Genomic DNA, 14077 nt, shown 5'->3' on the forward strand with positions numbered 1-14077 from the left:
CGTGCAGTAATCAATTGTGACTGAGTGAGGAAGAAACTGCGCGCGGGAAGCAATACAACTCATTGGGTTGCTGAGGTTCCCGAAAGCATAGCCAAATAGCTATTCAGCAGGGTAAGACCGAACTGTAGCTCGACTGCGTATGTTGTAGTAGCAGCCCACCCAAGCGGCGCGGCGCTGTTCTGTTTCCCCTTTTTTCTATTTCCGCCTCATGCGTTCTTCTCTTTTGCTAGTGCTGTTATCCGTGCTGACGCTGAACTCTGCTTGCTCGCAGAAAAAAAGCGCCCGCGACGCGAAAATGGACTTGTCTGATTCTCCGCGTCCGGTAACTGCCGGCTCGGCGGCCGGTAAAGCCTATCCGAAGCCGAAAGTTGTAACCGGTAAGCCCGATGAATTTCCGGTGCGCAAGACCGATGCCCAGTGGAAAGCACAGCTTACACCCGCGCAGTATTTCATCTTGCGTCAGCAAGGTACGGAGCGCCCCTTCGTGAACAAGTATGCCAACAACCACGAAAAGGGTAACTACTACTGCGCCGCCGACCACAACCTGCTGTTCTCCTCAGAAACCAAGTTTGAGTCGGGCACTGGCTGGCCTAGCTTTTGGGCGCCCGCCACGGAAGCTAGCCTGAAAGTAACGGCCGACAACAGCTACGGCATGAGCCGCGACGAACTAGTGTGCGCCAAGTGCGGCGGCCACCTCGGCCACGTCTTCGATGATGGTCCCAAGCCTACCGGCCAGCGCTACTGCATGGATTCCGACGGAATGATTTTCGAGAAGACGAAGTAGCCGCCTCGCCTATTTGCCTTACGCAGAAGCGCATTAGAGAAATAGTCTCGGTGTTTGCTTCGCCCACTGTGTTAGCACACGAGTAATTTTGTAGCGGCCCGCTGGCAATCCAAGCCAACGGGCCGTTGCGTTTGTTGTGGGGTAGTAAAAGCTCCACAGTATATTTTTCCCTTCGTTGTCTTATGACCACTCAAGTTCATTCTGATTCCATTGCCAAATTGCAGCAAGCACTGGCACCCGCCCGCCAGCAACTGGTAGCCCACGAGGTGTACAAGTCGTTGCATTCCTTGGACGACCTGCGCGTATTTATGCAGCATCACGTGTTTGCCGTGTGGGATTTTATGTCACTTTTGAAGGCCCTGCAACGCGAGCTAACGTGCGTAGAAGTGCCTTGGGTGCCACGCGGTAATCCGGCCACGCGTCGTTTGATCAACGATATTGTGCTGGAAGAAGAAACTGACGTAGACCCCGAAGGAAACCCAGCCAGCCACTTTGAGCTTTACCTGCGCTCCATGCACGAGTGTGGCGCCGATACCGCACCCGTTGAGCAGCTACTAGCTGCCCTGGCGCAAGGTGCTTCCGTAGCCGATGCCCTGGCGCAGGCCAACGCCCCGGCTTCGGTGCAAGCCTTTGTGCTCGATACGTTCCGTATTATCGATTCTGGCAAACCGCACGCCGTAGCTGCTGCTTTCACATTCGGGCGGGAAGATGTCATTCCTGATATGTTCCGTCACCTTGTGCATGACCTCAACCAGCGCTTCCCCGGCCAACTCGATACGTTCACGTACTACCTCAACCGCCACATTCAGCTTGACGAGGAAGTGCATACGCCCCTGGCTCAGCAAATGGTGCGCGACTTATGTGGCGACGACGCCCAGCGGTGGGAGGAGAGCCAGCAGGTAGCCGTAGGGTGCATGCAGGCCCGCGTGGCGCTGTGGGACGGCATCCGGGCAGATCTAAGCAAAGCATAAGGGTAAGACCAACTTCCGCGCCGCCAACTCGTTAGCAAAGAAGCCAGCCCGCGCCGGACTGGCTTCTTTGTTTTTAATCATGAAATCCGCCGCTACCCTTTATCTCGCGCTGGCTACGCTGCTAGGCGCGTGCACCACCTCGCAAGAAACATCTACCGAAGAAAACGCCGTGCGACGGACGCCAACCCGTATCCTAACGGACGCCGACCGCCAGGCGGCGTACAATAGCAATGCTGGCTATGGGGGCTCCGTGCCAGATGCAACGCCGGGGCGAGTACAGCTAGGCCAGCAAGCCAGTGGAATCAACTCCCGCAAGCGTCCTGAAACATTGAATACCAACGATAACAACACTAGCACCCCCGAAACTCGCCTGCGGCGGGTGAACGGTGCGCCTATTGATACGCTACAGTTGCCATAGCTACAGCTTGTAGTAAGTGGTTCAAAACGCACAAGGCCCGCCATCTGAAAGGATAGCGGGCCTTATAGTTGTTTACTAGCTGCTAGCTACTACGCATTGGTGTCTTCAGGGACAGCAGCGCCGTTCGACGATGGCGTCGCGTCGCTCGATGCCACGGGGGTACTTGCTTTACGCGCTGCCGCCGACCGATTGCGGTTGCGTGGGGCGGTTGGCTTGGGTGGATTGGCTACCGTAACGCCAGTAGGTTTGGCGTTAGCCACTCCTGCGCGCCGGGCAGCTGGCTTGGTGGGGCTGCTCGGCGTCGTGTCGGTAGCTACTACCGGAGCCGTAAGTGAAGAAATGCTGTCAGAAGCAGCCAGCGTACCATTCTCATGGTGCCCAACGATAGAATGGAGTGCCTGCTCAAATAGTTGCTCCATGTCTACATCGAGGCGACGAGTAGCATCTTTCACTACTTCCTTCAACTTAACTTTGGTATCCTTGCGAATGCGTTTCACCACTTCTTTGATGCGAAGGTCCAACTCCTTTTGAAGTTGCTTAGCAGCTGCCTTGAGAGCTTTCTTTTGGCTAGACTTCTTAGCCGTGCCTTTGTCGGAAAGGGTTGCTGATGTAGATGCAGCGGCTTTAACAGCTTTGCGCTGAGCTTTTTCGCTTGGGTCTTTTTCCTTCTTCGCCTTCTTGGCTACTAGTTCCTGATCTGTGTTTTTCATGGGCGTATGAAGTGAGGGGGTAGGGAAGTGCTACTGCCAATACGAATAAACTCCACGGTAAGCTGCCCAAATATAGCAGTATTCACTTCCTGCCTCGTCCGTTGGAGGGCTCCCTGCACCTTTCCTCTTTTTTACTCGTTCCTTTGTGTTCGGCTGGCCCGCTGGGTTAGCCTGTTTCTGTGCTTACTTCGGATTATCCGACTTCCTCTCTCATGCCTGGTACCCCCCAACGCTACACGGTTACGGCTGCGCTGCCTTACGCCAACGGCCCCGTTCATATCGGCCACCTGGCCGGCGTCTACTTGCCCGCCGACATCTACGTACGCTACCTGCGCGCTCAGCAGCGCGATGTCAAGTTTATTTGCGGCTCCGATGAGCACGGCGTGCCCATCACCATTCGGGCCCAGAAAGAAGGCGTTACGCCCCAACAAGTGGTAGATAAATACCACGCCATTATCCGCGACTCGTTTCAGGAATTTGGCGTTTCCTTCGATATCTATTCCCGCACCTCGTCGACAACGCACGCCGAAACGGCCAGCGGCTTTTTCAAGCAGCTTTACGAGGACGATAAGTTCATTGAGCAAACCTCAGAGCAGTACTACGATGAAAAGGCCGACCAATTTCTGGCCGACCGTTACATCGTGGGTACCTGCCCGAACTGTGGCAACGACAATGCCTACGGCGACCAGTGCGAGAAATGCGGCACTTCCCTCAGCCCCACGGAACTGATTAATCCGCGCTCCATGCTCTCCGGTAACTCGCCAATTTTGCGCGAGACTAAGCACTGGTACTTGCCCCTCGACCAGTACGAGCCTTGGCTGCGCGAGTGGATTGTGGAAGGCCACAAAAACGACTGGAAAACCAACGTGTACGGGCAGTGCAAAAGCTGGATTGACCAGGGCCTGCACCCTCGCGCCGTAACCCGCGACTTGGATTGGGGCGTGCCCGTGCCTGTGCCAGGCGCCGAGGGCAAAGTGCTGTACGTGTGGTTCGACGCGCCCATTGGCTATATATCGGCCACTAAAGACTTGCTGCCCGGCGACGCCTGGAAGCCGTATTGGCAAGACGCAGGCACCAAGCTAGTGCACTTCATCGGTAAAGACAACATCGTGTTCCACTGCATCATCTTCCCGGCGATGCTCAAGGCACATGGTGATTACATCTTGCCTGATAACGTACCCGCCAATGAGTTTCTAAACTTAGAGGGCGACAAAATCTCTACTTCGCGCAACTGGGCAGTGTGGCTGCACGAGTACTTGCAGGACTTTCCCGGTAAAGCCGACGTGCTACGCTACGTGCTGTGTGCCAACGCTCCTGAAAATAAGGACAATGACTTTACCTGGAAGGATTTTCAGGCCCGCAACAACAACGAGCTGGTAGCCAACCTGGGCAACTTCGTGAACCGAGCTTTGGTACTCACGCACAAGTTCTTCGCGGGTAAAGTGCCGGCGGCCGTTGGGTTTACTACTGAGGATGAAGACGTACTGCGCCAGCTCGGCGAGTTTCCTGCCCGCATTGGGGAGCTTATTGATAACTACCGCTTTCGTGATGCGCTCAATGAGCTAATGAACCTCACTCGCCTCGGCAACAAATACCTCGCCGATACGGAGCCTTGGAAGCTTATCAAAACGGATGAGGCCCGCACGGGCACCGTGCTGCACGTAGCTCTGCAACTGGCCGCTAGCTTGGTTACCCTTATGGAACCCTTCCTGCCTTACTCGGCCGAGAAGCTGGGCACCATGCTGAACCTGGAAAAAGGCGCGTGGTCTGCGGCAGGCCGCCCCGATTCGCTAGCTACGGGACACCAACTGGCGGCAGCAGCACTGCTCTTCGACAAAATTGAGGACGCTACCGTGGAAGCTCAGGTGCAGAAGCTTCTGGACACTAAGAAGGCAAATGAGCTGGCGGCGGCCGTAGCTGCCCCCGCCAAGGACGACGTGAGCTTCGAGCAGTTCCAAACGATGGACCTGCGCATTGGTACTATTGTGGCAGCCGAGAAGGTAGCTAAAACCAAGAAGCTGCTGAAGCTAAGCGTAGATTTAGGGTTTGATGAGCCTCGCACCATCGTGTCGGGTATTGCGGAGCACTTTCTCCCAGAGGCCCTAGTAGGCCAGCAGGTGCAAGTACTGCTCAACCTAGCTCCGCGCGAAATCAAAGGCATTCAAAGTCAAGGCATGCTCCTGATGGCTGAAAACGCCGATGGCTCTCTGAGTCTGATGCAGCCTAGCAGCCACGTACGCCCCGGTTCGAGCATCGCATAGGTCTGTTCTTATTGGCACGGCGCCTAACTCACCTGCTCCTGACAGTACACCGTCAGGAGCAGGTGAGTTAGGCGCCGTGCTATTTCCTGTCGATAAGGAGCTACTTTACATTAACTACGTTCATGGCTCGCTCAAGGCCTACCGTACCGAACAGCAGCACCGCTTCGGCTGCTTTTTCTAGGCGAGTAGCTAGTTCAATCTTTTCATCGTCGGAGAAAGGGCTGAGCACATAGTCTACCTGCCGGCCTTTGCTGAAGGTAGCATCAATACCAAAACGGAGCCGGGCGTACTCGTCGGTGCCAATGGTTTCTTGAATGTGCTTGAGGCCGTTTTGTCCACCGGCCGAGCCTTTGCCTTTCAGTCGTAACTTCCCAAAAGGAAGAGCCAAGTCATCCGTTACCACTACCATCTGCTCCTTCGGAATTTTGAGGGTACTAAGCCAGTGCGCTGCTGCCTTGCCGCTCAGGTTCATGTAGGTGGTAGGCTTAGCCAGCACAAACGTGTGGCCTTTGTGCTTAATTTCGGTAGTGAAAGCGTGGCGCCCAAGCTCAAAGCGCGCTTCGTGTTTTTGCGCCAGGTAGTCGCCTACCATAAAGCCCACGTTATGCCGCGTATCGGCGTACTCTGGCCCAATGTTGCCTAGGCATAGAACAAGAAACTTCATATCACGGAGTTAAATGGAGTGTTGACGGGTACGGGCGCACTAGCCCAGCATAAGCACGCGAGGAATAGAGTAGCCTTGCTGTAAACCCTGTATAAAAAAAGCCGCCCTGCAAGCAGGACGGCTTTTTCGGTAGCGGAGAGAGCAGTAGGCGCGAGTTGCGTAGTCCCTGCTGCATCCCAGCCATTTCGTGCTTTATTTCTCTGCCTGCAGCGTGCCACGCAGACCACGTGGAATGGTCACAGTAGCAATAGGAGCCAGCGGGTTGGTGAGGATGGTGTAGCCTTGTGCTTCTACCTTGTTTACTTTGATCGACTTGCCCAGGGCCAGGTCGGAAATATCAACGGGAACAAAGTCGGGCAGGTTATCAGGAGCCGCCTTCACTTTCAGCTTACGCAGCTTGCTTACCAGCTTACCACCAGCCAATACGCCGGGTGATACACCTACGAAACGTACTGGTACGTCCATTTTCACTTCTTTGCCTTCCTGCAGCTCCAGGAAGTCAACGTGCAGTAGCATTTCGTTCACAGGATGGAACTGAGCGTCTTGCACGATAGCGCGACGGATGTCGCCTTCGATGTTCAGCTCTACGATGTGTACTTCGGGGGTGTACAGCAGTTCGCGGAACAGAATGGCCGGAGCCGAGAAGTGCACTTGCTCGCCAGCGCCATACAGTACGCACGGTACGTAAGAATCCAGGCGTAGCGCTTTGGCATCCTTCTTACCGAGATTCGCTCTTTTAAACCCTACAATCTCGAGGCTTTTCATAAACGTGTTCGTTTGAAGATAAAAATGCTTACCCACAGCAGGTAAACGGGCCGCAAAGATAGCCTTTTTGCATTAGACTACCTACCCACCTCTATTGAAAGATAGTTTAGCAGGTAGCCACTACCCAATACAACTAGTTGGGTAGGTACAAACTAGACGAACAGTGAGCTTATAGACTCGTGCGTTACTACGTTGCGGATAGCTTGGGCAAACAGGCCAGCAACTGAAATAACTTTGATCTTGGGGTTCTCCTCCTTGAGCGGGATAGTATCCGTAATTACTAGCTCCTCCAGGGCCGAATTACGGATGCGCTCATGTGCCGGACCGCTCAGCACGCCGTGGGTAATCACCGCCCGCACTGACTTCGCGCCGCGCTCCATCAGGAGTTCAGCAGCCTTGCAAATAGTGCCAGCCGTGTCCACGATATCGTCCACGAGCACTACGTTCATGCCAGCTACGTCGCCAATTACTTGCATTGAAGCAATTTCGTTAGCCCGCAAGCGCATTTTGTCGCAGACCACGATTTCGGCCCCGAACTTCTTAGCGAAGGCGCGGGTGCGCACTACTCCGCCCACGTCGGGTGAAGCAAAGATGAGATTATCCAGGTTGAGCGACTTAATGTAAGGCGCCGTCACAGTGGCACCGTCCAAATGATCTACGGGAATATCAAAGAAGCCCTGAATCTGGCCTGCGTGCAAGTCGCAAGTCATGAGGCGGTCGGCTCCTACGCTCTGAATAATGTTGGCTACTACTTTGGCCCCGATGCTTACCCGTGGTTTGTCCTTCCGGTCTTGCCGAGCGTAGCCCATGTAGGGCATTACTATGTTAACCTTATAGGCGGAGGCTCGCTTAGCTGCATCTACCATCAGTGCTAGCTCCATCAGGTTTTCGGCTGGTGGGTTAGTACTCTGAATCAGGAATACGGCGCAGCCCCGAATGCTCTCGTTGAAACTAGGTCCGAGCTCAGTATCGGCGAAACGCTGAAGGCTGAGGTCGCCAAGTGGCGTACCGTAGGCGGCGGCAATCTGAGCACCCAGTTCGCGAGAGGCATTGCCCGCGAAAATTTTTACCTGCTGTGACATGGGAAAGTAAAAGGGAGAGAAACAGAAAAAGCGAAAGGCGCCGATTCTTCCAAGAAGGAAGACTCAGCGCCTTTCGCAGGTGTGGTAGTGGTTGTCCGACCAGGGCTCGAACCTGGACTTTCTTGAATCAAAATCAAGCGTGTTGCCGGTTACACCATCGGACAATTTCCCGTACGGTTCCGGTGTGGGAGTGCCGTTTGGTTCTGCAAATGTACGGCGGCTTTTATTCCTGGCAAGTTTTCGGCAAAAAAAATTTCTGGTTGAGGAGGGCATAGCAGGGGTGAAAAGAGGGTTTTTGCCTGATTTTCAGGCGAAAAAAGTGTAAAAAAAACTTGCAAAGCCCCACCGTGGGTACCCTTGGCAATGCAAGGATTAAGCCGTAGTTTTGCGGCCTGAAATGTTGCAACCCATCCCATACAAATAAGACGTAATGGCGAATACCGGCAAAATCACCCAGGTTATTGGTCCCGTTGTGGACGTGAGCTTCGCGGGTGAAGGCTCTAAGCTGCCCAACATCCTCGACGCCCTCGAAGTGACGAAAGACAACGGCCAGGTGGTAATCCTGGAGTGCCAGCAGCACCTGGGCGAGGACCGTGTGCGTACCATCGCTATGGACTCGACCGAGGGCCTGACCCGCGGCGCAGAAGTACGCGATTTGGGCGCTCCTATGTCGATGCCCACGGGCGAAGGCATCAAGGGCCGCCTATTCAATGTAATTGGCCAAGCCATTGATGGCATTCCCCAGCCGAAGAGCGACGGCGCCTTGCCTATTCACCGCTTGGCTCCCCCCTTCGAAGATCTGGCTACCTCGTCGGAAATTCTCTACACGGGTATCAAAGTAATTGACTTGCTCGCTCCGTATGTGAAGGGCGGCAAAATTGGTTTGTTCGGTGGTGCTGGTGTAGGCAAAACCGTACTGATCATGGAGCTGGTAAACAACATCGCCAAGGCCTACGCTGGTCTGTCGGTGTTTGCTGGCGTGGGCGAGCGTACCCGCGAAGGCAATGACTTGCTGCGTGAATTCATTGAGTCGGACATCATCAAATACGGTGAGGAGTTCAAGCACTCGATGGAGCAAGGTGGCTGGGACCTCACCAAAGTTGACGAGAATGAGCTGCTGAAGTCGCAGGCTACCCTCGTGTTCGGTCAAATGAACGAGCCCCCCGGAGCCCGTGCCCGCGTAGCTCTGTCGGGTCTGACAGTAGCCGAGAACTTCCGTGACGGCGACGGCACTGGTGCTGGCCGCGACATTCTGTTCTTCATTGACAACATCTTCCGCTTTACCCAGGCTGGCTCAGAAGTATCGGCTCTGTTGGGCCGTATGCCTTCGGCCGTAGGTTACCAGCCCACGCTGGCTACCGAAATGGGTGCCATGCAAGAGCGTATTACCTCTACCAAGCGTGGTTCTATCACCTCGGTACAGGCTGTATATGTACCTGCCGATGACTTGACTGACCCGGCTCCGTCGACGACGTTTGCCCACTTGGATGCTACGACCGTACTGAGCCGCAAAATCTCCGAGCTGGGTATTTACCCCGCCGTAGACCCTCTGGACTCTACCTCCCGCATTCTGGACCCTGCCGTTATCGGTAATGAGCACTACAATGCTGCCCAGCGTGTGAAAGAGATTCTGCAGCGCTACAAAGAACTGCAAGACATCATCGCCATCTTGGGTATGGACGAACTCTCGGAGGAAGACAAGCTGACGGTAACTCGCGCCCGCCGTGTGCAGCGCTTCCTGTCACAGCCCTTCCACGTTGCTGAGCAGTTTACCGGCCTGAAGGGTGTACTGGTTGACATCAAAGAAACCATTATCGGTTTCAACGCCATCATTGATGGTAAGTATGACCACCTGCCCGAAGCTGCTTTCAACCTCGTTGGTAACATTGAGGACGCGGTAGCCAAAGGCGAGAAGCTGATGGCAGAAGCCAAGTAATTTCTTCTAGTGTGGGGAATGTGCTACCGAGACAAGCCTAGTTGGCTTCAACGCTGCCTACTCAGTAGTACATTCTGCACCTTGCTACATCTCTCACATTAGAAAAGATGCATCTGGAAATCATCACGCCCGACCGGAAAGTATTTGAAGGCGAGGTTACGTCGGCCCGGTTCCCGGGTGTCGATGGGTTGTTTGAGGTTTTGAACAACCACGCTCCGCTGATTTCAGCTTTGCAAGCTGGCGACGTAGTGCTCAATGGTGGCACCGACTCTTTCCGCATCGAAGGCGGGGTAGTAGAGGTGCTTCGCAATAATGTTATCGTACTAGCTGAAGGCGCTTCCGTTTAAGCAGTTCGATTGAATACCTGACTTGTAAAAGCCCCGTAGCCATTCTTGGCTGCGGGGCTTTTCGCGTCTGATGGGAAATGCTGAACACGGAGGAAACAGCCAGTTTTCAGTTGTATTAAGTGGTTAGTGAGACGCTACGAATGACTTTCCTTGGGAGTAACTACACCAACTGCCGCAGTCAATCGGTGGATAAGTGTGCGGTAAACTTTAGCTTGCATCGTCGTTGAGTCTGGGACGCTTTCCACATCAAAGGGGACACACATGTTGCCCGACTCGCGTTGCCAGCTTACCTGCCCGCCTCATGGAAATTCATCCTAAGATTACCCCCATTTACCAAAGCTCTGTTTTCAAGTTTGAAGACCTAAATGAGCTGGAACAGTATTTCGGCGAGCCGGGCAGTCGGTACATGTATTCTCGCAACGGCAACCCCAATTCCGACGAGCTAGCAGCGGCCGTTAACCGTCTGGAAGGCGGGGCGGGGGCCGTAGCGACGGGCTCGGGCATGGCAGCTATTTTTGCCGCGTTTATGGCCTTTTGCCAAGCCGGTGACCATGTGCTCTGCGCAGCCGACATCTACGGAGGCTCGTCTAGCTTACTGAATGCCGAACTGAGCCGGTTAGGAATTAGCGTCACCTACGTTCCTTTCGAGCAACTCAACGACCTAACCTCTTTTGTGCAGCCTACTACCCGGCTGCTGCTAGTGGAGACGCTGAGCAACCCACTGCTGCGGGTGGTTGATTTGCGCCAAGTAGCCGCCGAGTGCCACCGCCACGAGTTGAAGCTGGTCGTCGATAACACGTTTGCTACCCCAGTGCTAACTCGCCCTCTGGAACTCGGCGCCGACATTAGCCTGCATAGCGTAACGAAATACATTGCGGGCCACTCTGATGTGACAGCGGGCGTAGTAGTGGCAGCTGACGCTGATGTAGCTGCCCGCCTCAAGCAAATAAGTACTTTTTATGGTCTTACGCTAAGTCCTATGGAAAGCTGGCTGGCGGTGCGCGGATTGAAAACGCTACGCCTGCGGGTGCGTGAGCATAGCCACAATGCGCTGGCCGTTGCTACCTTTTTGGCTCAGCACGCAGCAGTACGAGCGGTTTATTACCCGGGACTGACCACACATTCACAGCATGAGCTAGCCGAAGCGCAAGGAGCAGGGCTCTTCGGAGGGATGCTGTCTATACTGCTGGCTGACGACGCCGAAGTTGTGAATGGCTTTATGCGCCGTAGTCAACGTTTCCCTTTTGCGCCTTCGCTGGCCGGCGTCGATTCGTCTATGTCCTATCCGCTTGGTACCTCACACCGCTACCTTACCCCGGAGCAGCAGGCCGATTTAGGTATCAGCACGGGCTTGGTGCGCCTATCGGTGGGTATCGAACCAGCAGAAGAATTGCTGGCTGACCTAGCGCAAGCTCTGGCCTAGCAGCGGGCACATAAGCAAGCTTATATTCCATAGCACTGCAAGCTGATGGGCACGCTACTGTTTATAGTGATTGTATGGTTTCTTAGCCAAAAGCACTACAGGGATAACCTCAAAGAGAACAACATCTATTCAGCTGTAAGGACACTTGTTGAGATACTCCGAGTTGTTACCGTTGATCGATTTCCAGTTATTGAAAGGATCGGCAACGGAGTAGAAAATGGTAGGAGCGCTATTGCTGCTTTCATTGACAAAGGCACAGCTTACCTGACTTTCTGTTTAGGTTGGCTTTGGGTGCTATGTCTCATCTTTACGGTAATCGAAGTCCTCACTCCGCTTGAGTTTACTAGATCCTATGTGCGTAGTGCGGTGCATTGCGGGCTTTGGTTACTGCTGCTCTCCGCCGCAAGTCATTTCGGGTGGTCCTCTACATGGCCAATCCGATTGTGGCTTGGTTCTTTCCTGATAGTAGGCTTTGCTATCATGCTAGCGTTAGTACCCGGCGGCCTCGCGTTGGTTTACCAGGGAGCTAACTTCTTCCTCCCCTTAAAAAGCTGGCGCACTTCGTACGTGTACTTTCGGCGGGGCAATGAAGTGCTAGTAGATCAAAAAAAGTGGGGATGGGGAATAGGAGATACTACCTACCGCCGTGTGGTATTGCATCCCATATCCCCTCTTTTTAATAAGGTAGAGCAGTGGCCCTATCCCACAAGCACTATGCCACCGCAGCCAGATGGGGAAGGGTGGGCGGTAGTCAATAAAAAGGCCGCTGATTTCAGCATCGACCCAATGGAGCAGCGCAACCTGGATGCTGCCAAGGAACTAGAGCGGCAGTGCTGGGCAGACCGGCGCCGGGTTGATAGTCTGGCTCTACGTGGGCAATTGCCATTGCAGGCCCGAATATTACCTGCGGTTACTCGGCAGGGTGCCAACACCGTTGGGTGCTTAGCTGGCGAGGAAGTGTGGTGCAACTACTTAGTTTTGGCTAAGCCGGGAGAATGTCGGCAAGCAGGTGCCGTGGGGGTAGTAGGCGAGAAGCCGGCCGATCAGAAACACTTTTCATTTATGCTATCGGCCATCATGCGGGTTGGTCGTACTTACCGCACCATCAACTTGGTACTACCAGAAGTGCATGGGCTAGGTACCTATAAACTAGGTAATGACAAGTATGAAACCACCTCACCTATGGCTGCCCACTTAACGCTGAGCGATACTAAGCAAGTAGAATATTCCACCACTACCGACCACTACACCACTGTTCGGCGCTTTCCCAGCACCCTAATCATCACCCGATTTGATACTACAGCACGAGTAATTTCCGGCATCTTCCGAGGCAGCGTGTGTGATATAAGTAAAAACGGTGACCCAATCCCCGTGACGCAAGGCCGCTTCGACGTTCACTATTATAAAGAATAGCTAATTATAGACTGAGTTCTTGATGATAGGGAAGAAAAAATAGCCTCACCGTGACATAAAAGCACTTTTGCTTTATACTAGGCGAAAGCAGTTTTGTGCGTTTAAAACTATCAAATGAACCTTTTGTACTAATTAGGCGGCTGACTAACAGTAGAAAACTAGACGATGGCTTGGATAGCGTGGGCAACTCGGCGCAAATCGGCCTCTTCCATAGCGGTACCGGAAGGCAGGCATAAGCCCCGTTGAAATAGATTGGTACATACCTCGCCGCCGTGCATAGGAGCAGTAGTAAAAAGTGGCTGCAAATGCAGGGGCTTCCAAAGAGGCCGGCTCTCAATGTTATGGTTCTCGAGGTGCAGACGGAGTTGCTCAGGGGTGACCTCCGTTTCAGCTGGGTTCAGCAGGATGGTAGTGAGCCAGCGGTTAGAACGGCCGCCAGTGGGCTCCGTGGGGCCAAAAGTCAGGCCTGGCACAAACTTAAGTTGCTCCCGATACCAGGCGTAAATTTCGCGGCGTTTCTTCACGCGGTCCTCCAGCAGCTCCATCTGGCCCCGCCCAATGCCAGCCAGTAGGTTACTGAGGCGGTAGTTATACCCAACTTCGGAGTGTTGGTAATAAGGGGCTGCATCCTTTGCCTGCGTGGCCCAGAAACGGGTCTTTTGTGCCCACGCGGAATTGTTAGTAACCAAGGCGCCGCCCCCGCTAGTGGTCAGGATTTTATTGCCGTTAAAAGAGAAGACGCCTACATCCCCGAAGGTGCCGAGGGGGCGCCCATCGTAACTAGCACCGAGGGCTTCGGCCGCGTCTTCCAGTACGGGTATTTCGAATTCAGCGGCCAGGGCCAGCAATTCACGCAACTTGGCGGGCATGCCGTAGAGGTGCACCAAGAGGAGGGCTTTGGGGCGGCGGCCTTGTTGGCATAATTGCTCTAGGGCTTCCCGGAGCCGCTGAGGGCACATATTCCACGTATCAGCCTCGCTGTCGATAAATATGGGAGTAGCACCCAGGTACAGCACAGGATTTGCTGTAGCCACGAACGTGAAGGACGGACACAGAACTTCGTCGCCGGGGCCAACTCCCAGTAGCCGCAGGCCCAAGTGGATGGCTGCTGTGCCAGAGGTGAGGGCTACGCAGTGTTCAGCGCCCGTAAATTCGCAAATATCACGCTCGAATCCATCAAGGTTTGGGCCGGCCGGAGCTACCCAATTGTCCTCAATAGCTTTGTGCAAGTAGTTGAGTTCGTGCCGACCAAGGTGAGGAGGCGAGAGATACAGTCGGTCGTAGTCCTGGCTGCGCATGAAAT

At 54.2% G+C, this 14077-nt stretch carries 13 protein-coding genes and 1 tRNA gene; 8 read left to right on the plus strand and 6 right to left on the minus strand.

Annotated features, from left to right (window positions below; translation table 11 throughout):
* Positions 1 to 208: 208 nt before the first annotated feature.
* The 3 genes from msrB to CHB83_RS13390 all read left to right on the plus strand — a co-directional run bounded on the left by msrB (position 209) and on the right by CHB83_RS13390 (position 2173).
* Positions 209 to 784, plus strand: a complete 576-nt coding sequence (gene msrB, locus CHB83_RS13380) for a peptide-methionine (R)-S-oxide reductase MsrB (protein WP_045687384.1) — start codon at positions 209 to 211, stop codon at positions 782 to 784.
* A 182-nt stretch (positions 785 to 966) separates the two neighbouring features.
* Positions 967 to 1755: a DUF3050 domain-containing protein gene (locus CHB83_RS13385; protein WP_089333001.1), complete on the plus strand. Its 789-nt coding sequence runs from the start codon at positions 967 to 969 to the stop codon at positions 1753 to 1755.
* A gap of 79 nt (positions 1756 to 1834) precedes the next feature.
* Positions 1835 to 2173 (plus strand): hypothetical protein, encoded by a 339-nt coding sequence (locus CHB83_RS13390; RefSeq protein ID WP_045687382.1) that lies wholly within the window; start codon positions 1835 to 1837, stop codon positions 2171 to 2173.
* A gap of 89 nt (positions 2174 to 2262) precedes the next feature.
* Here the strand turns inward: CHB83_RS13390 and CHB83_RS13395 are convergent, their stop codons facing one another.
* A complete protein-coding gene (locus CHB83_RS13395; RefSeq protein WP_089333002.1) occupies positions 2263 to 2883 on the minus strand; it encodes a hypothetical protein in 621 nt (206 codons plus the stop codon).
* Positions 2884 to 3095: 212 nt separating this feature from the next.
* On the opposite strand from CHB83_RS13395, the gene metG reads away from it, so the two are divergent.
* Complete coding sequence (gene metG, locus CHB83_RS13400; RefSeq protein WP_089333003.1) at positions 3096 to 5144, plus strand: methionine--tRNA ligase; 2049 nt, start codon at positions 3096 to 3098, stop codon at positions 5142 to 5144.
* Between the two features lie 100 nt (positions 5145 to 5244).
* Here metG and pth read toward each other — a convergent pair whose 3' ends face one another.
* From pth to CHB83_RS13420, 4 genes are all read right to left on the minus strand, one after another.
* The gene (gene pth / locus CHB83_RS13405) at positions 5245 to 5808 is read right to left on the minus strand and encodes an aminoacyl-tRNA hydrolase (RefSeq protein WP_045687380.1); all 564 of its coding nucleotides are present in this window, start codon (positions 5806 to 5808) and stop codon (positions 5245 to 5247) included.
* Between the two features lie 192 nt (positions 5809 to 6000).
* Positions 6001 to 6573 (minus strand): 50S ribosomal protein L25/general stress protein Ctc, encoded by a 573-nt coding sequence (locus CHB83_RS13410; protein ID WP_045687379.1) that lies wholly within the window; start codon positions 6571 to 6573, stop codon positions 6001 to 6003.
* A gap of 152 nt (positions 6574 to 6725) precedes the next feature.
* Positions 6726 to 7655 carry a ribose-phosphate pyrophosphokinase gene (locus CHB83_RS13415; protein WP_045687378.1) on the minus strand — a complete coding sequence of 310 codons (930 nt, stop codon included), beginning with the start codon at positions 7653 to 7655 and terminating at the stop codon, positions 6726 to 6728.
* A gap of 88 nt (positions 7656 to 7743) precedes the next feature.
* Positions 7744 to 7819, minus strand: a tRNA-Gln gene (locus tag CHB83_RS13420).
* 266 nt (positions 7820 to 8085) lie between these two features.
* On the opposite strand from CHB83_RS13420, the gene atpD reads away from it, so the two are divergent.
* The 4 genes from atpD (at position 8086) to CHB83_RS13440 (ending at position 12774) form a co-directional block, all read left to right on the plus strand.
* Positions 8086 to 9591, plus strand: coding sequence for a F0F1 ATP synthase subunit beta (gene atpD / locus CHB83_RS13425; RefSeq protein ID WP_045687377.1), 1506 nt, complete (start codon positions 8086 to 8088; stop codon positions 9589 to 9591).
* Between the two features lie 107 nt (positions 9592 to 9698).
* Positions 9699 to 9938 carry an ATP synthase F1 subunit epsilon gene (atpC, locus tag CHB83_RS13430; RefSeq protein ID WP_089333004.1) on the plus strand — a complete coding sequence of 80 codons (240 nt, stop codon included), beginning with the start codon at positions 9699 to 9701 and terminating at the stop codon, positions 9936 to 9938.
* A gap of 301 nt (positions 9939 to 10239) precedes the next feature.
* The gene (locus CHB83_RS13435) at positions 10240 to 11361 is read left to right on the plus strand and encodes a trans-sulfuration enzyme family protein (protein WP_089333005.1); all 1122 of its coding nucleotides are present in this window, start codon (positions 10240 to 10242) and stop codon (positions 11359 to 11361) included.
* Positions 11362 to 12075: 714 nt separating this feature from the next.
* Positions 12076 to 12774 carry a hypothetical protein gene (locus CHB83_RS13440; RefSeq protein WP_143437134.1) on the plus strand — a complete coding sequence of 233 codons (699 nt, stop codon included), beginning with the start codon at positions 12076 to 12078 and terminating at the stop codon, positions 12772 to 12774.
* A 158-nt stretch (positions 12775 to 12932) separates the two neighbouring features.
* Here the strand turns inward: CHB83_RS13440 and CHB83_RS13445 are convergent, their stop codons facing one another.
* Positions 12933 to 14072: an aminotransferase class I/II-fold pyridoxal phosphate-dependent enzyme gene (locus CHB83_RS13445; protein ID WP_089333007.1), complete on the minus strand. Its 1140-nt coding sequence runs from the start codon at positions 14070 to 14072 to the stop codon at positions 12933 to 12935.
* Positions 14073 to 14077 lie beyond the last annotated feature (5 nt).

This window comes from Hymenobacter mucosus, from assembly GCF_900188255.1.
Lineage (GTDB): Bacteria > Bacteroidota > Bacteroidia > Cytophagales > Hymenobacteraceae > Hymenobacter > Hymenobacter mucosus.

Bases quoted from the DNA above. Each gene is read 5' to 3' on its own strand.
- msrB (WP_045687384.1), top strand. From the start codon at position 209: ATGCGTTCTTCTCTTTTGCTAGTGCTGTTATCCGTGCTGACGCTGAAC.
- CHB83_RS13385 (WP_089333001.1), top strand. From the start codon at position 967: ATGACCACTCAAGTTCATTCTGATTCCATTGCCAAATTGCAGCAAGCA.
- CHB83_RS13390 (WP_045687382.1), top strand. From the start codon at position 1,835: ATGAAATCCGCCGCTACCCTTTATCTCGCGCTGGCTACGCTGCTAGGC.
- CHB83_RS13395 (WP_089333002.1), bottom strand. From the start codon at position 2,883: ATGAAAAACACAGATCAGGAACTAGTAGCCAAGAAGGCGAAGAAGGAA.
- metG (WP_089333003.1), top strand. From the start codon at position 3,096: ATGCCTGGTACCCCCCAACGCTACACGGTTACGGCTGCGCTGCCTTAC.
- pth (WP_045687380.1), bottom strand. From the start codon at position 5,808: ATGAAGTTTCTTGTTCTATGCCTAGGCAACATTGGGCCAGAGTACGCC.
- CHB83_RS13410 (WP_045687379.1), bottom strand. From the start codon at position 6,573: ATGAAAAGCCTCGAGATTGTAGGGTTTAAAAGAGCGAATCTCGGTAAG.
- CHB83_RS13415 (WP_045687378.1), bottom strand. From the start codon at position 7,655: ATGTCACAGCAGGTAAAAATTTTCGCGGGCAATGCCTCTCGCGAACTG.
- atpD (WP_045687377.1), top strand. From the start codon at position 8,086: ATGGCGAATACCGGCAAAATCACCCAGGTTATTGGTCCCGTTGTGGAC.
- atpC (WP_089333004.1), top strand. From the start codon at position 9,699: ATGCATCTGGAAATCATCACGCCCGACCGGAAAGTATTTGAAGGCGAG.
- CHB83_RS13435 (WP_089333005.1), top strand. From the start codon at position 10,240: ATGGAAATTCATCCTAAGATTACCCCCATTTACCAAAGCTCTGTTTTC.
- CHB83_RS13440 (WP_143437134.1), top strand. From the start codon at position 12,076: ATGCCACCGCAGCCAGATGGGGAAGGGTGGGCGGTAGTCAATAAAAAG.
- CHB83_RS13445 (WP_089333007.1), bottom strand. From the start codon at position 14,072: ATGCGCAGCCAGGACTACGACCGACTGTATCTCTCGCCTCCTCACCTT.